Here is a 14,737-nt window from a genome sequence, read left to right as displayed (position 1 = left end):
CTACTGCAGGGTGATGCCGCGTTCGCGGATGATCTTGCCCCAGCGGCTGTTCTCGCCCGCCACGAAGCTTGCCATCTGGTCCGGCGAACTGAACCAGGGTTCGACCGCGATGTTGGCGTAGAAATCGATGACCGCCTGCGTCTTCAGCGCCGCCGCCAGCCCCTGGTTCAACGCGTCCACGGTGGCGCGGGGGGTGCCGGCGGGAACCAGCATGCCCTGCCACGCGAACGCCTCAAAATCCTTCAAGCCCTGTTCATGCAGCGTGGGGATGTCCGGGAAATTCTTCATCCGCTGCGGGCTGGCCACGCCCAGCACCTTGAGCCTGCCCGTCTTCATCTGCGGCACCACCGTGGAAGCGTCCATCAAGGCGAAGGACACCGCGCCTGCCATCAAGTCCGTTACCGCCGGCGCGCCGCCGCGGTAGGCGACGTGCGTCATTTTCAGGCCGGTGCGCTCGCGGAACAGTTCGGCGGCCAGGTGCTGGGGAGAGCCCACGCCGGAACTGGCGAAATTGGCGCTGTCCGGATTGGCGCGCGCCCATTGCAGGAACTCGTCCAGGTTGCTGGCCGGCACCTTGCTGGAGACCACCAGCAGTATCGGATAGCGGGCATACAGGCCGACCGAGACGAAGTCCCGGGCGCTGTCGTAAGGCAGGCTGGCGAACAGATGCGGATTGGCCGCCAGGGTGGCGAAGTCGCCGGTGAAGACGATGTTGCCATTGGCGCGGGCATTGGCCACATAGGCCGCGGCGATGTTGGTGGCCCCGCCCGGCTTGTTGCTGACGAAGAAGCTGCGCCCCATCTGCGCGCCCACGCTTTCGGCCAGCTTGCGCGCAATGGCGTCGGAGCCCCCGCCCACGGGATAGGGATGGACCCATTCAATGGGCTTGTCGCTGGCCTGGGCCCAACAGGCCGCCGCGCCCGAGCCGGCCGCCAATGCAAACAGCGCTTTCAGGAACAAACGTTTCTGCATGTCGCTACTCTCCATGTGTGTATGCCGCGCATGTCCCTGCTCAGTTGCCGACCGCGGGACAGGCCGTATTGGATGGAGAGAGTGTGAGGCCGCTCCTCATTCCTGAAAATTGTTATTTAGCGCATAAGTCATTACATTTCGGTATGGCATACAACCTCAATGAATTGCGCGCGTTCCTTGCGGTGCTGGACGAAGGCTCACTCGGCAAGGCAGCGGACAAAATGAACCTGACGCAACCCGCTCTCAGCCGCATCGTCAAGCGTCTTGAAGCGGCTGTCGGCGAACCGCTATTCGAGCGGCATTCCGGCGGCATGCGCCTGACGGCATACGGCAAGGCCCTGGCGCCGCACGCGCAACTGCTATGCCGCGAAGAAAAGATCGCCCGCGATGAAATGAACCGCATGCGCGGCCTGGCGACAGGCGCGCTGCGCCTGGGCGTCACCGCGGGCGCGTCCGCCCTCTTCATCCCCAAGGCGCTGGAGGCGTTCCTGGCTAAGTGGCCTGGCATCGCCATCGATGTGGTCGAGGGAATCTGGGACGAATTGGCTACGGCGCTGGACAGCTATCAGGTCGACCTGGTGATTGCCCCGGAAGCGCCCGAGACCGCCAGCATCGTGTCTGCCCGCAACTGCGCATGGCAAGAAAGCATGAACGTCGTCGTCGGCGCCGGCCACCCGCGACAAGGCGACGCGGCAGTGAGCATGGAGGCCTTGCTGGAAGAGCGCTGGTGCTTCGTGCCGCAACGCACAGAGCCGCACAACCGGCTCATGTCGCTGTTCAAGGCCCGGGGCCTGCCCGCGCCGGCCATCGCGGTTTCCAGCACGTCGATTCCGCTGATCAAGAGCCTGGTCGCGTACTCCGGCTTCGTCAGTTGGCTGACACGACCCATGTACGGCGCCGAACTCAAGGCCGGCCTGATCCATGAACTGCGGGTGGACGGACTGGACCATGAGCGCAGATTTTCAGCCTACCATCGGCGTGTAGGCATACTGCCGGGGCCGGCCATGCGCTTCCTGGACGAAATCAGGAGGCTGGCGCGGGCAGGCGCGCCAACGTAGGCGCAATGCTCATCACACCAGCGTTTCCAGTTCCTTGGAGGCAGCACGCGAAACGCGCTGCCCTTCCTTTGCGGCGTTGACCTGCAAGGCCACGCGGGCCACGTCCATGACCTGCTCGATCTGCGGATAGCCGCCCTTGGCCTGCAACCACGCCAGCACGTCCGCCAGGTGCCAGATCGAGGTGCTGCCCTCGTGGACCGGCAGCGGAAAGCTGTCCGGATACGCCAGCATCAGCTTGCGCATGTTCTGGCGGGAAACCCCGACGATCTCGGCCACATCGGTCAAGCCCACCAGATCGGGCGCGGCCTCGATCAGCTTCGCGGTTGGAACCGCGCGCCTGACGTCTCCAAGGGCCGAGCGCACCGCGGCTTCCGCGCTTTCAGATTCGCGGGTGAACGCCAGCGCAATGCGCCCCGGCAGCCCGGTGCCAACCAGGGCATCGTCGCAACCGGCCGCACCCAGGCGTTCGACCAGCGCATCGATGTCGTGATCGACGTCCGCAAGCTGGTACTTCAAGGTAAAGGTGTATTCCATCGCACTACTCCCATGCGCCGCCGTCTGCTTCGGGCAACCGGCGGTGCGCACTACAGTTGTTTACGACGCGCCGCAAGGCGCGCGCATGATTGCCGGGGTTCTTCGGGGTGCTCCAGATGCTGGTGATGCAGAATTCGCCACAACGGCAGTCCGCCAGATTGCTGGGGCAATAGATCCGCCCCCAGGCATGGCTGCCGCCAACTTCCACGCGCCAGCCGCATTCTTCGGCAAGGCGCAGCGCTGCCTCTACCTCTTTCTTGGGATGGGACGGACGAGCCATCATTGGTATCCAGTATGAAGACATTCAAACAGGTTGTCAATGGACAACCTGACTACAGCTTCAGGGATGCCAACAGCGCCGGATGTCGTGGATGGACAGCGTCCTCCGTGGCCGCCGGCCCTGAAAGCCGACGTTGCAGCTTATCGAGGGCACTCGCGGGAACCAAGGCTGAATCCGTCTGAGAAACGGACGAAAGGACTGGAATGGCTTGCGGGTTCTACCATTGCGGCCCATCTTCGGGCCGCGCGCTCACCAGAGGATGATCTGCGAACAACGGAACAGCGACAGCTTGCGGCCGCTTGCGTCGACCACGGTCGCCGACCAGATCTGGGTGGTGCGGCCCATGTGTTCCGCCACCGCCTCGACGGTCAGCACGCCTTCCCGCGCGGTGCCCAGGAAGTTCGATTTCAGCTCCAGCGTGGTGAAGCCCTTGGCCCCTGCGGGCAGATGCGCCAGGGTGGCGTAGCCGGCGCAGGTATCGGCCAGCATCACCTGCGAGGCTGCGTGCAGATAACCGTTGGGCGCCATCATCCACGGCGCCACCGTCATTTCCATGGACATGCGTCCTTCCTCGATGGACAGCGGCCGCACGCCGAAGGTGTCCGGCAGCGTGCCGCGCTGGCGTTCGAAGAGACTTTCTATGGTTTCGGGGGAGCGCAGCATTGAATGTGTCCTCTGTACAGGTTGTCGAGAATCAGGAAGGTACTACCGCCGGCGCTTGCCCGCCATCAGCGCGGCGCATCCGAGCGCCATGCACGCGAAGAACAAGCCCAACTGCCCCGCGCTCAGGCCAAGGCCCCCGTTAAGGCAAAGGCCGCATCGCGGCCAAGGGAAATGGAGGCATGCGTGCGCATGGTTCGATGAGGTCCGGCTGTCGATCGGGTTCAGGGCCGTTCCAGCACCGTGGCGATGCCCTGGCCGCCGCCTATGCATTGCGTGGCCAGCGCATAGCGCCCTTGGCTGCGCGCCAGCAACGCCGCAGCCTTGCCGGTGATGCGCGCGCCCGTGGCGCCCAAAGGATGACCGATGGCCAGGCCGCCTCCGTCGATGTTGACCCGGGCCATGTCCAGGCCCAGCTCACGGACGCAGGCCAGGGCCTGCGACGAGAACGCCTCATTTATCTCCACCACGTCCAGGTCTGCCGCCGCAAGCCCCGCGCGAGCCAGCGCCTTGCGCGTGGCAGGTATCGGACCTATGCCCATGACGGCCGGGTCCACGCCCACGGTCGCGAAACTGCGGATGCGCGCCAGCGCCTCCAGGCCGTGACGCGCCGCGAAGCCGTCGCTGGCAACCAGCACCGCCGCCGCGCCGTCGGTCAGCGGCGACGAGGTGCCCGCCGTGACCACGCCATCGGCGCGGAACGCGGGCTTGAGTCCCGCCAATGCGTCCAGCGTGGTACCCGGACGGATGCAGCCGTCGGCATCGACCACCTCGCCGTCCGGCAAGCGGATGGGCACGATCTCGGCCGCCAGCAAGCCCTGCTCGCGCGCCGCGGCGGCCTTGCGGTGGGATTGCAGCGCCAGCAGTTCCTGGTCGGCTCGGCTGACGTTCCAACGCTGCGCCACGTTCTCCGCCGTCTCGCCCATGGAGAGGTAGGCGTCGCTGGTCGCCTGCAGCTCGGGGTTGGGCGAAAAGTTGAAGCCGCCCTGCGGCACCATCGTCATCGATTCCACCCCCACGCAAAGAAAGGCCTCGCCCATGCCGGCCTCGATCTGCGCCGCCGCGATGTGCACCGCCTGCATCGACGAACCGCAGAAGCGGTTCACGGTCATGCCGCCCACCTCCAGGGGCAGGCCGGCCAGCAGGCCGACGATGCGCGCCAGATTGTTGCCTTGCGCGGCTTCCGGATAGGCGCAGCCCAGTATCACGTCCTCCAGCAACGCCGGATCCAGGTCCGTGCGCCGCAGCAGGCCCTGTACCACCTGCGCGGCCAAGGTATCGGGCCGCAAGCCGGCCAACCGGCCCTTGCGGGCAAAGTGGAAAGGCGAGCGCGCATAAGCGGCTATGACTGCTTTCATGGTTTCAGCTTCCCAGGAGCAGGCTCAGACCGCGGCCGCGTAGCGCTGCGCAACGGTACTGCTGGACAGGTGCCCCGCCATGGCCAGGCGCGCGGCTTCATAGGCGTCCCATTCCTCGCCAGCGTGCAGCGAGGGGATGGTGACCTTCTCGCCGCGCGCGAAGCCCAGCAAGGCGGCATCGACCAGGTCTTCGGCGCGCATCACGATGCGCTGGTCCAATGTTTCCACCGGCCGCCCGCCGATGGCCCAGAAGTCCGTGGCCGTGGCGCCGGGCAGCACCGCCTGCACCTGCACGCCGGTCCCGGCCAGCTCGTGTTGCAGCGACTGGCTGAACGCCAGCACGAACGCCTTGCTGCCGCCATAGACGCCGTTCAGGACTTCGGGCGCAAGCGCCACGACGGAAGCGATATTGATGATGGCGCCCCGGCCTCGCGCGACGAAGCCCGGCACCGCCGCATAGGTCAGCCGCATCGGCGCGGTGACGTTCAGATCGACCATGCGCGTCATCTGCTCCACGTCGCTTTGCAGCAGCGGCGTATGCGTGCCGATGCCGGCGTTGTTCACCAGCAAGGCAATGCTGGCGTCCTGGCGCAGCTGGTCTTCGACGCGGGCCAGCGACGCGCGGTCGCCCAGGTCCGCCGCCAATACCTCCACCGCGCGGCCGCTGCGGGTGCTGATGCCGCTGGCCAGCGTGTTCAGACGCTCGCGGTTGCGGGCGACCAGGATCAGGTCGTAGCCCTGCTGCGCCAATTTTTCCGCGTACAGCGCGCCGATGCCGCTGGATGCGCCCGTGACGAGGGCGGTGCCGGGTTGGGTTTGTGCCATGTTGGGACTCACAAAGAGGGGTTGCGATGGGAGCCATGTTGCGGCTTGCAGCGCATGGCGTAAATGACGTATATAGTCGTAAATAAGGACATCAACGCTGGACATATGCGGGGCCAGAACCCGCCAGGACGCCCCCATGCACCGCATCGGTTACATACTTCCCGAAGGCTTCCAAATCATCGGCCTGGGCACGCAGGCCGTATTCGAACTCGCCAACGCGGTGGCGCGCGAGCCCTTCTACGCCGTGGAAAGCTACGCCCTGGACGGCGCGGTGCGCGCCTCGGCGGGCCTGACGGTGCAGGCCCGTCCGCTCACCGCCCGCAGCCAGGCCGACACCTGGCTGGTGGCCGGCGTGCTTTCGCCCCTGTCCAGGCCCGTCTCGCCCGAACTCCCCCGGCTGCTGGAGAAACTCGCGCCACGCTCGCGCCGCGTCGCCGGCCTGTGCACCGGCGCATTCTTGCTGGCCGAAGCGGGCTTGCTGGACGAGCGGCGCGCCACCACGCACTGGTACTGGGCCGACGCCTTGCAGCAGCGCCACCCCCGCGCGCAGGTCGAGGCCGACCGCATCTACATCGCCGACGGGGCGGTCTGGACCTCCGCCGGCATGACGGCGGAAATGGACCTGGCCTTGGCGCTGGTGGAGAAGGACCTGGGCGCGGAACTCGCGCGCGCGGTGGCGCACCGGCTGGTGATGCATCAGCGCCGCTCGGGCGGACAGTCGCAGCATTCGGAAATGCTCAGGCTCGCGCCCAAGTCCGACCGCATCCAGCAGGCGCTGGAACATGCCCGGCGCAACCTCGCCCAGCCGCTGAGCGTGGAGGATCTGGCCCAGGCCGCCAGCCTGAGCCCGCGCCAGTTCAGCCGTGTATTCACGGCCGAAACCGGCCAGTCGCCCGCCAAGGCCATCGAGGGGCTGCGACTGGAAGCCGCCCGGCTGATGATAGAAAGCAGCCGGCATCCGCTGGAAGTGGTGGCCAGGGAAACCGGTTTTCGCGACCGCCGCCACTTGCGCGAGGCTTTTCTGCGCGGCTTCGGCATGCCGCCGCAGGCGGTGCGGCGCGATGCGCGCGCCAGCCCTCCCGGCCCCTGATCGGCGCCGGATACGCCGCGGCCCCGGCCTGCGGTCCAGTACAATTCGCGTTTGGCGACGTTGTGCTCGCCCATTTATCTGGACCAAAGATGTTGCGACTGTCTGAAATCAAGCTGCCGTTGAATCACACGCCCGAAGAATTGCCTGCCGCGATTCTCAAGAAACTGGGTGTGGCGGCCAGCGATCTGCGCGGCTACACCGTTGCCTCCCGCAGCTATGACGCGCGCAAGAAGCACAACATCCTGCTGATCTACACGCTGGACGTCGACGTCGAAAACGAAGCGGCGCTGCTCAAGCGCTATCACGACGACCGCAACGTCAAGCCCACTCCCGACACCGAATACAAGTTCGTCGCCCAGGCGCCCGCCAACCTGAGCAAGCGCCCCATCGTCATCGGCACCGGCCCCTGTGGGCTGTTCGCCGGGCTGGTCCTGGCGCAGATGGGTTTCAAGCCCATCATCCTGGAACGCGGCAAGGCCGTGCGCGAACGGACCAAGGACACCTGGGGCCTGTGGCGCAAGCGCATCCTGAACCCCGATTCGAACGTGCAATTCGGCGAAGGCGGCGCCGGCACCTTCTCCGACGGCAAGCTGTACAGCCAGATCAAAGACCCCAAGCACTACGGCGAAAAAGTGCTCAAGGAATTCGTCCTGGCCGGCGCGCCCGAAGAAATCCTGTACGTAAGCAAGCCGCACATCGGCACGTTCCGTCTGGTCGGCATGGTGGAAGTCATGCGCGACACCATCACCAAGCTGGGCGGCGAAGTCCGCTTCTCCAGCAGGGTCGAAACGCTGCATCGGGAAAACGGCCGCGTCACCGGCGTGACCCTGGCCGGCGGCGAGCACATCGAGGCCGACCACGTCGTGTTGGCCATCGGCCACAGCGCGCGCGACACCTTCCAGATGCTGCACGACCAGGGCGTGTTCATGGAAGCCAAGCCCTTCTCGATCGGCTTCCGGATCGAACATCCGCAGTCGCTGATCGACCGCGCCCGCTTCGGCCCCAACGCCGGCCACCCCATCCTGGGCGCGGCGGATTACAAGCTGGTGCATCATGCCAGCAACGGACGCTCGGTCTACAGCTTCTGCATGTGCCCGGGTGGCACCGTGGTGGCTGCCACGTCCGAACCCGACCGTGTCGTCACCAACGGCATGAGCCAGTACTCGCGCAACGAGCGCAACGCCAACGCGGGCATCGTGGTCGGGATTTCGCCCGAGGTCGATTACCCCGAACATGTGCTGGCGGGCGTGGATTTCCAGCGCAAATGGGAATCCCAGGCGTTCGAGCTGGGCGGCCGCAATTACAGCGCACCAGGCCAACTGGTCGGCGATTTCATCGCCGGCCGGGCCTCGACCGAATTCGGCTCCGTGCAGCCCTCATATACGCCGGGCGTGCACCTGACCGACCTGGCCGCCGCGCTGCCCGAATTCGCGATCAGCGCCATCCGCGAAGCGCTGCCCGTCTTCGACAAGACCATCAAGGGTTTCGGCATGCACGACGCCGTGCTCACCGGCGTCGAAACCCGCACCTCGTCGCCCATCCGCATCAAGCGCGACAACGAGACCCTGCAAAGCCTCAATACCCAAGGCCTGTTCCCGGCTGGCGAAGGCGCGGGCTATGCCGGCGGCATCCTCTCGGCGGGCGTGGACGGCATCAAGATCGCCGAGGCGGTGGCCTTGAGCATCATGAGCCAGCAGGGGTAAGCGTGCCGGGCCCGGCACGGGCCCGCGAAATGCGCCTGCTGAACCCCGCCGCTTGACCTTCCCATCGTGTCAAGCTTGAAACTGACGTCATCGTATTGCCCCGACTGCCTCATGCAGCGCAGCGGGCCAGGCGCATTTTCGAAAAGGGTTCCGCCATGCAGCAAGCAACGCTCACGCCTCGCCAGGCACGCCTGTCGTATTTCTGCGCCTTCGCGTTCATCGCTGCAATGGTCGCGGCCGCCGCCGTCTGGAACGATCGCGAGATCGTGCTGCCCGAGATCGCCGCCATGGCAATCGCCTTGTGGGTCTACCGCGAGCCCGGTTGGATGCGCCATCCCGAGAAGATCTTTCTTTGGCCCACGGCAACGGCCTTGATGGGCTTCGGCATCAACCTGCTGGCCATACCCTATACCGCCAAACTGGCGCTCGTCCTGGCAGCGATGCTGCTGTTCTTCCTGCTGCTGCGCTACAGTCTGGCGCCTGCGCTGGCCACGGGCTTTTTGCCGGTGGTGACCAACGCCACCGAGCCGTCATTCATTGCCGCCATTGTGATCAGCACCCTGCTACTGATGCTGGGCGTGATGCTGGGACGGCTGCGCGCCAGCACGGATCGCATCGCTTCCGTCCAGCCCAGGCTGATGGCTGCCTATGCCGCCATCAGCCTGGCCGGAATCGGCATCGCCGCGCTCGCCGGCAATACGCACCTGGCCGTACTGCCGCCAGTGGCCGTGGTGGTGTACGAGTCCCTGCACATGAAGATGTACTCGTGGCGCATGCTGTTCAAGCAGACTGCGGTGCTGACCCTGTCGGCCGCTGTCGGCGTGGCGCTCTATCTGACGGTCGAGGACTGGATGACGGTGGTCCTGCTGGACCTGGCGCTGATGTGGCTGCTGCTGCGCCTGTTCGAGATGCGCATGCCCGCCGTGTACGCGTTTCCGCTGTTGGCCTATGTCTTCCCGCGGGACGCGCTGCCGCAACTGCCCGCGGCGGCGCTGCTGGTTTCCTTGTTTTCCCTGACCTTGGTTATGGCCTATCGCAAGCTGCAAAAGCCGGCCATGGCGCTGGAGCGTCAGCCCCAATAGCGCCAAAGCCCTTGCGGCTCACAGGTCTGGGGCATGGCCCAGGCCTGGCACGGCGGGTAGTTGTCCCTAGCCGCCACTTTGCGGCTTGGCGCCCGGCGTCGGCACCCTGCCCGCCCGCATCTCGGTCGTCGTCACCCCGCCGAAACCCCAGTTGTCCGTGTCGATTTCCTCGATCACGACGTGCGTCCACTCCGGCGGCTTGTGCAGCACGCGTTCGAGCGTCTCGGTGACTTCGCGGATGACCTGCGCTTTCTGCTCGGCGGTAACGCCATCGCGGGTAATGCGGATACTGACGAACGGCATGACTTTCTCCTGGTTGAAGTGCCTGTGCCCGTCGCCACGCCGGAGGTCGTTCTCAATCCAGCTTGGGATCAGGAAACGGCAGCTTATCCTGGGAAACGCTGGGCTGCGCTTTCCACTTGCCGTCCTGCTTGTAGAAATCCATCTGGTTCTCGCTGACCGCAGCCCCCAGGGTCACCGCGACCGTGCAGGCGACCTGGCCCGGATAGGTGGCGTCCACCGCAGGGATGCAGGTTCCAAGCTTGACCTTGGACGGCCGCGGCATGCCCGTGTCCGCCAGCATGTCGACGATCGCATCCGTGGCTTCGGGAATGGAAGGCAGGACCAGGTCCTGGGCCCGGGCCATGCCGCCCATTCCCAACAATGCAACCATCGACGCCACGGAAATCAAGGGCTTGAACATGCGCCAGCTCCATCAGAATTGAGACTCGCGGAGCTTAAAGGAAGCGGCCCTTTGTCACCGTAACAGAGCGCTACGCGACTATTCCTAAGGCAGCATCTGAGGGTTGTAGACCACTTCCCACAAATGCCCGTCCGGATCCATGAAGTAGCCCGCGTAGCCGCCATAGAAGGTATCGCCTGCGGCTTTGACCACGGTGGCGCCCGCGCCATTAGCCTGCTGCATCACCGCGTCCACCTCGGTTTTGGAACGCACGTTGTGTCCCAAGGTGAATTCAAGAGAGCCGCCCGGCCGCAACGCAATGCCCGTGTCGGCAGCCATGCTCTCGCGCGGCCACACGGCCAGTTTCACGCCATTCTGCAAGTCGAAGAACGCGACCGCGCCGTGTTCGAACTCCTTGCCGATGATGCCCTCGGTCGACAGCCCCAGCCCATCGCGATAGAAAGCCACCGATTTTTCCAGATCATCGACGCCCAGCGTGATGACCGTGATTCTTGGTTCCATGAGCTGCTCCGAAAGTGAGTCCGACTGCCAGAATAGCGCGCGCGGGAATGCGCGGGCCGCAACGCCGGGCGGGAAGCAACGCCTCTCAGTAATCCCTCGCCTCGTCGAACCAGCGCTGCGCCTGCTCTTCGCTTACGCCCAACCGTTCGACCAGGGCAAGCTGGCTGAACTGCCACACCGCCTCGCCGATGTCTTCGCGCTCCATGGTCTCGATGCCCTTCATGCCATTGAAGTGGCTGGCGAAGGCAGAGATTGCGACTTGGACCTCAGCGGGATTGCTGGCGCTTTCCAGCGCCGCCTGCGCCTTGTCATAGGCGGTGTTCGCCGACTTCGCCATGCGGCTGCTCCAGCCCGAGAATGGCCGGCCGTATTCGCTCTGCCACCACTCCTGCTTGCGCAGCTTGGAGACGGAGCTGTAGCCGCCCCAAGCGCGGACCTTCGCCCTCGACGTCATCTGTGCCTTCAATCGCTTGCCCGCCGCTTCGTCGACGTTGAAGGCGATGAACCTGTCCAGCAGAGGCCAACTGGCCAGTTCCGGCAACCCGGCCAGATCGGGCGTGTAGCGGATCTCCAGACTCGTCAGGCGCGACAACCGGGCCAGCGCCCCCCAGTCGCTGAAGCTGCCCCAAAGCGACAGGCTCTCCAACTGCGGAAAGCGCTCGATCCCTTGCAGCGATATGGCTTGTCCCAGCGGCGCGCCGTGCAACGTCAGCGCAGTCACGTTCTGCAGCGGGCCGAGGTCGGGCAAGGCATAGGGAGCTCCGACGGCCCGGCGTCCCAGCGCAGGCTGCAGCGACAGCATGTCGGGCAGCGGCCCCGCCACGGTAATGCGCGTCGGGTCGCCAAACAGCCCCAGGTTGCGGACCTGGGGCAGTCTGGCGGCTAGATGCCCTGACACCGCGTCCAGCCGGATATGCAGCGTCTGGATTCTTGCCGCGCCGGCGTCGATGGCGCGCCTGTCCGAAAATGCCGGCGCCCAGCTGAACTGCTCGATCTCGCGGCCTTGCGACCAGCCGAAGAAGCCGCTGTCGTTGCCGTAATAATCGATGTGGCGCGGCCATGCCGAGCCGGCAGGCGTGGAGAATGGATCGAACACCGCCCAGTTGATGGCGTCTTCGCCAGCCACGCGCAGATCGGCCTTCTTGCCCATGCTGGCCGGACCGATGATCAGGTTGCCGCGGCCTGCTTCCCTTGCGAAGACATGGCTGCCCGGCGCGATCAGACTCACCTGATACTGCCCTGCTTCGCTCACCGAGCCCGCCGGCTCGCCGGACACGTCTGTGGGTACGGACACGCTACTCTCCTTTTGCTCGGCGGGATCCGCTTGTCGCCATCCCGTCCATTCATTGACGTCTACGCAGGTTCGCCATCCACCCGGAAGAACAGCGCAGTCTGCCCGTTCAGGCCCGCATCCAGGAACTCGAACTCGACGCGCCTGCCGGGTTCGACCACGTCGCCCAGGTATTCGACCCGATACATCACGCCGCCGATGCGGTAATTGTGGACCAGCGAGACAATCGAGGAGTTGGGGCTGCGCAGCCGGTAGACCACGGCCTCTTCGACCACGCCCCGCACGCCGTGCTTGTAGAGCCCCCGCTGCAGCTTGCGGCTGCGCATGCCGAACAGCATCCCCAGGATCGCAAAGATCGCCGCGACGAACAGCAGCGGCGGCAAAAACAGCCCTCCCACCAGCGGCACAAGGGCAAAGATCAGCATGAACTTGCGCGCGTCCAACTCTTCCCTGCGCACGGCCGCACGGTCGGCATCGCTGATTTCCTCGACAGCGACCAGGGACTCCGCGCTCATGGGGTACTCCGCCCGCAACAGCACGGGAGGCGAGTCTGGCTGTAGGGTCAGCAGGTGCAGGCGCACGGGCAGATCCGTCAGGCCCACGGCCGTCGCGGGCCCGTGTCCGCTGCGAGTGTCGCTGGCGATCTCGTTCCAGAACGGCAAGGCGGCCTCCACGCGCTGCTCGCCGAATCCGTAGCACACGCCCGGCGTCGAGAAACCCGGACCAAACGACGTCAGCCGGCCTGAAACGATCTGCTTGGCCAGCCGTCCCTTCAGCGCCCGGTCGAGGCTGCGCCAACCTCGCGGAATGCGCAGCAGCTTGCGCCCGAAAAACACCGCCAGCGCTCCCATCACCGCAATGCCCGCCAGCAGTACCGCGCCTCCGCCGACATCCAGCGCGCGCCACTCGGACAGACCGAGCACGACAAAGGTCAACACGGAAAGCACCAGCAGCAGCACCACGAAGACGCCGAACACGGCCATCAACCGTCTGCCGCGGGAGCATCTGCGCAGCAGCAGAATGTCGTCCTCGGTGAGCGGAGCATCTTCTATTTGCAGGGTCTGCTTCATGCGTTGATCGCCGCCTCCCGGACTCAATAGGTTCCGATGGGAACCTCGATCTTCAGCGGCGCGCCGCCCTTGGCCGGACGCAGGCTATACGTGTACACGCCGCCATCGCCATCAGCGAGCGCCGAATCCTTGCGCTCCACGGCATAGCGCTGCCCGTCGATCTCCAGCGTGCGGGCGGCGACGGCGCCGGCATGGTCAGGCACCAGCAGCCCGCCCGCACCGTCTCCCGCATCGGCGAACTCGTAGTCGCGCAACTCCCCATCAACCCGCAGCAACTGCACCCGCGGCCGGTAAGGCGCCGCGTCCAGGTTCCAGCCATTGGTCAGGTCGGTGATCCAGGGGCCCGGAATGTCATAGACGCTGCCCAGTTGCTCTTCCGACACCTCGGACCCTTCCACGACCAGGCAGCACACCACCTTCCCTGCGCGGGAGTCGTACACCGCCCAGTTGCTGCCGATGGCCGCCACGCCGGGCAGCATCGAAAAATGAAATTGCCGGTTGAACTGGCTGTCCGACACCTGGCGCCAGCCTCCAATATTGGGCGCTGGCGCAGGCGATTGCGCCTGGCTGGCCATTGCCATCAGGACGCCTGCGGCCAGGGCGCCGGCTCGGAGCAATAAACGTATCATCTCGGTGCCTGTCGTGGGCTTGTGGGGATCATCGGACTGGAGCCTTGCGCCGGCATAGTACCAGTGCCGGCGTTGCCGCCATGGCATGCGCGCCGCCGGCCTGCCGGCCGCGCGCGAACTTCGCTACTATCGACGCATGGCTCATCTCGTTCCTCCCTCAATCGCCCACCAGGTCGCAGCGGCCAGCAGCCTCATCGAACGACATCTGGGCGCAGGCCTCGTCGCCATCCACCTGTTCGGTTCCGCCGCGGACGGCGGGCTGCAACCCCATAGCGATATCGACCTGCTCGTCACCGTGACCCAGCCGCCGGACGAAACCGTGCTGCGCGCGCTGGCCACGGCGCTATTGGCGATCTCCGCCCCGCCCGGTTCATCGCCCGACTTGCGCGCGCTCGAAGTCACCGTGCTGGCGCTGGAACACGTCGTGCCTTGGCGCCACCCAGCCAGGCGCGAACTCCAGTTCGGCGAATGGCTGCGAACCGATCTGATGGCGGGCGTCGTGGAACCGCCCATGATGGACCACGATCTGGCCATCCTGCTCACCAAGGTCCGTGGCCACAGCACCCCTATCGTCGGCCCGGAGGCCGCCCAGTTGCTCCAGGCCGTCCCCCGCGCAGACCTGAGGCGGGCACTGCTGGACACCGTCGCGCAGTGGAACACGCCCGAGGACTGGGCGGGCGACGAAAAGCACATCATCCTCGCGCTGGCGCGCATCTGGTACACGGCCGTCTCCGGGGGCATCGCCTCCAAGGACCAGGCGGCGGCGTGGCTGCTGGAGAGGTTGGAAGCGCCCTACCGCCCCGTCCTGAGCAAGGCGCGCGCGATCTATCTGGGACAAGAGGAAGACGATCTGGCGCAACGGCACGCTGCCGAAACCGCGGCATTCATTGCCCACGCCCGCGCCGCTATTGAAGGACTGGCCGGCAGCCGACAGCCCTGGAACACATGAACGGCCTGCTTGCCAGCGCGGATGCAGCGGGC

General features: G+C 65.8%; 17 protein-coding genes. 5 read left to right on the top strand and 12 right to left on the bottom strand.

Annotated elements, in window-relative coordinates; all coding sequences use genetic code 11:
* Window positions 1-972: a Bug family tripartite tricarboxylate transporter substrate binding protein gene (locus tag NGK62_RS18480; RefSeq protein WP_251879736.1), complete on the bottom strand. Its 972-nt coding sequence runs from the start codon at window positions 970-972 to the stop codon at window positions 1-3.
* Between the two features lie 143 nt (window positions 973-1,115).
* On the opposite strand from NGK62_RS18480, the gene NGK62_RS18475 reads away from it, so the two are divergent.
* Window positions 1,116-2,030 (top strand): LysR family transcriptional regulator, encoded by a 915-nt coding sequence (locus tag NGK62_RS18475; RefSeq protein ID WP_251879735.1) that lies wholly within the window; start codon window positions 1,116-1,118, stop codon window positions 2,028-2,030.
* Window positions 2,031-2,042: 12 nt separating this feature from the next.
* Here the strand turns inward: NGK62_RS18475 and NGK62_RS18470 are convergent, their stop codons facing one another.
* The 5 genes from NGK62_RS18470 to NGK62_RS18450 all read right to left on the bottom strand — a co-directional run bounded on the left by NGK62_RS18470 (window position 2,043) and on the right by NGK62_RS18450 (window position 5,687).
* Complete coding sequence (locus NGK62_RS18470) at window positions 2,043-2,564, bottom strand: helix-turn-helix transcriptional regulator (protein ID WP_251879734.1); 522 nt, start codon at window positions 2,562-2,564, stop codon at window positions 2,043-2,045.
* A 4-nt stretch (window positions 2,565-2,568) separates the two neighbouring features.
* The gene (locus NGK62_RS18465; protein WP_251879733.1) at window positions 2,569-2,844 is read right to left on the bottom strand and encodes a hypothetical protein; all 276 of its coding nucleotides are present in this window, start codon (window positions 2,842-2,844) and stop codon (window positions 2,569-2,571) included.
* 249 nt (window positions 2,845-3,093) lie between these two features.
* Window positions 3,094-3,507, bottom strand: coding sequence for a PaaI family thioesterase (locus NGK62_RS18460; RefSeq protein ID WP_059373177.1), 414 nt, complete (start codon window positions 3,505-3,507; stop codon window positions 3,094-3,096).
* A 221-nt stretch (window positions 3,508-3,728) separates the two neighbouring features.
* Window positions 3,729-4,862 (bottom strand): thiolase family protein, encoded by a 1,134-nt coding sequence (locus NGK62_RS18455; protein WP_251879732.1) that lies wholly within the window; start codon window positions 4,860-4,862, stop codon window positions 3,729-3,731.
* 24 nt (window positions 4,863-4,886) lie between these two features.
* Window positions 4,887-5,687 (bottom strand): SDR family NAD(P)-dependent oxidoreductase, encoded by an 801-nt coding sequence (locus NGK62_RS18450; protein ID WP_251879731.1) that lies wholly within the window; start codon window positions 5,685-5,687, stop codon window positions 4,887-4,889.
* Window positions 5,688-5,823: 136 nt separating this feature from the next.
* On the opposite strand from NGK62_RS18450, the gene NGK62_RS18445 reads away from it, so the two are divergent.
* The 3 genes from NGK62_RS18445 (at window position 5,824) to NGK62_RS18435 (ending at window position 9,562) form a co-directional block, all read left to right on the top strand.
* Complete coding sequence (locus NGK62_RS18445) at window positions 5,824-6,777, top strand: GlxA family transcriptional regulator (protein ID WP_251879730.1); 954 nt, start codon at window positions 5,824-5,826, stop codon at window positions 6,775-6,777.
* Window positions 6,778-6,866: 89 nt separating this feature from the next.
* The gene (locus tag NGK62_RS18440) at window positions 6,867-8,480 is read left to right on the top strand and encodes an NAD(P)/FAD-dependent oxidoreductase (protein WP_059373186.1); all 1,614 of its coding nucleotides are present in this window, start codon (window positions 6,867-6,869) and stop codon (window positions 8,478-8,480) included.
* Between the two features lie 155 nt (window positions 8,481-8,635).
* Window positions 8,636-9,562 (top strand): hypothetical protein, encoded by a 927-nt coding sequence (locus NGK62_RS18435; protein WP_251879729.1) that lies wholly within the window; start codon window positions 8,636-8,638, stop codon window positions 9,560-9,562.
* Between the two features lie 66 nt (window positions 9,563-9,628).
* Here the strand turns inward: NGK62_RS18435 and NGK62_RS18430 are convergent, their stop codons facing one another.
* The 6 genes from NGK62_RS18430 to NGK62_RS18405 all read right to left on the bottom strand — a co-directional run bounded on the left by NGK62_RS18430 (window position 9,629) and on the right by NGK62_RS18405 (window position 13,708).
* Window positions 9,629-9,865, bottom strand: a complete 237-nt coding sequence (locus NGK62_RS18430; protein ID WP_047351050.1) for a tautomerase family protein — start codon at window positions 9,863-9,865, stop codon at window positions 9,629-9,631.
* Window positions 9,866-9,917: 52 nt separating this feature from the next.
* Window positions 9,918-10,265, bottom strand: coding sequence for a hypothetical protein (locus tag NGK62_RS18425; protein ID WP_052952275.1), 348 nt, complete (start codon window positions 10,263-10,265; stop codon window positions 9,918-9,920).
* Window positions 10,266-10,349: 84 nt separating this feature from the next.
* Entirely contained in the window at window positions 10,350-10,766 is a 417-nt protein-coding gene (locus tag NGK62_RS18420; protein ID WP_251879728.1) for a VOC family protein, read from the bottom strand.
* Between the two features lie 85 nt (window positions 10,767-10,851).
* Complete coding sequence (locus NGK62_RS18415; protein ID WP_251879727.1) at window positions 10,852-12,060, bottom strand: hypothetical protein; 1,209 nt, start codon at window positions 12,058-12,060, stop codon at window positions 10,852-10,854.
* A gap of 59 nt (window positions 12,061-12,119) precedes the next feature.
* A complete protein-coding gene (locus NGK62_RS18410) occupies window positions 12,120-13,127 on the bottom strand; it encodes a hypothetical protein (RefSeq protein ID WP_251879726.1) in 1,008 nt (335 codons plus the stop codon).
* A gap of 23 nt (window positions 13,128-13,150) precedes the next feature.
* Window positions 13,151-13,708 carry a hypothetical protein gene (locus NGK62_RS18405; protein WP_251879725.1) on the bottom strand — a complete coding sequence of 186 codons (558 nt, stop codon included), beginning with the start codon at window positions 13,706-13,708 and terminating at the stop codon, window positions 13,151-13,153.
* 184 nt (window positions 13,709-13,892) lie between these two features.
* Between NGK62_RS18405 and NGK62_RS18400 the strand changes: the two genes are divergently transcribed.
* Entirely contained in the window at window positions 13,893-14,705 is an 813-nt protein-coding gene (locus NGK62_RS18400) for an aminoglycoside adenylyltransferase family protein (RefSeq protein ID WP_251879724.1), read from the top strand.
* Window positions 14,706-14,737: the final 32 nt, after the last annotated feature.

The sequence above is a fragment of the Achromobacter sp. Marseille-Q4954 genome, assembly GCF_943737025.1.
Lineage (GTDB): Bacteria > Pseudomonadota > Gammaproteobacteria > Burkholderiales > Burkholderiaceae_B > Achromobacter > Achromobacter bronchisepticus_A.
Note: the sequence above shows the minus strand (reverse complement) of the source record. Positions and strands in the feature narration are given on the sequence as shown.

What these genes read in the sequence shown, in the direction of transcription:
- NGK62_RS18440 (WP_059373186.1), top strand. Translation starts at nt 6,867, where the DNA reads ATGTTGCGACTGTCTGAAATCAAGCTGCCGTTGAATCACACGCCCGAA.
- NGK62_RS18465 (WP_251879733.1), bottom strand. Translation starts at nt 2,844, where the DNA reads ATGGCTCGTCCGTCCCATCCCAAGAAAGAGGTAGAGGCAGCGCTGCGC.
- NGK62_RS18435 (WP_251879729.1), top strand. Translation starts at nt 8,636, where the DNA reads ATGCAGCAAGCAACGCTCACGCCTCGCCAGGCACGCCTGTCGTATTTC.
- NGK62_RS18405 (WP_251879725.1), bottom strand. Translation starts at nt 13,708, where the DNA reads ATGGCAATGGCCAGCCAGGCGCAATCGCCTGCGCCAGCGCCCAATATT.
- NGK62_RS18430 (WP_047351050.1), bottom strand. Translation starts at nt 9,865, where the DNA reads ATGCCGTTCGTCAGTATCCGCATTACCCGCGATGGCGTTACCGCCGAG.
- NGK62_RS18450 (WP_251879731.1), bottom strand. Translation starts at nt 5,687, where the DNA reads ATGGCACAAACCCAACCCGGCACCGCCCTCGTCACGGGCGCATCCAGC.
- NGK62_RS18400 (WP_251879724.1), top strand. Translation starts at nt 13,893, where the DNA reads ATGGCTCATCTCGTTCCTCCCTCAATCGCCCACCAGGTCGCAGCGGCC.
- NGK62_RS18420 (WP_251879728.1), bottom strand. Translation starts at nt 10,766, where the DNA reads ATGGAACCAAGAATCACGGTCATCACGCTGGGCGTCGATGATCTGGAA.
- NGK62_RS18470 (WP_251879734.1), bottom strand. Translation starts at nt 2,564, where the DNA reads ATGGAATACACCTTTACCTTGAAGTACCAGCTTGCGGACGTCGATCAC.
- NGK62_RS18455 (WP_251879732.1), bottom strand. Translation starts at nt 4,862, where the DNA reads ATGAAAGCAGTCATAGCCGCTTATGCGCGCTCGCCTTTCCACTTTGCC.
- NGK62_RS18425 (WP_052952275.1), bottom strand. Translation starts at nt 10,265, where the DNA reads ATGTTCAAGCCCTTGATTTCCGTGGCGTCGATGGTTGCATTGTTGGGA.
- NGK62_RS18480 (WP_251879736.1), bottom strand. Translation starts at nt 972, where the DNA reads ATGCAGAAACGTTTGTTCCTGAAAGCGCTGTTTGCATTGGCGGCCGGC.
- NGK62_RS18475 (WP_251879735.1), top strand. Translation starts at nt 1,116, where the DNA reads ATGGCATACAACCTCAATGAATTGCGCGCGTTCCTTGCGGTGCTGGAC.
- NGK62_RS18460 (WP_059373177.1), bottom strand. Translation starts at nt 3,507, where the DNA reads ATGCTGCGCTCCCCCGAAACCATAGAAAGTCTCTTCGAACGCCAGCGC.
- NGK62_RS18410 (WP_251879726.1), bottom strand. Translation starts at nt 13,127, where the DNA reads ATGAAGCAGACCCTGCAAATAGAAGATGCTCCGCTCACCGAGGACGAC.
- NGK62_RS18445 (WP_251879730.1), top strand. Translation starts at nt 5,824, where the DNA reads ATGCACCGCATCGGTTACATACTTCCCGAAGGCTTCCAAATCATCGGC.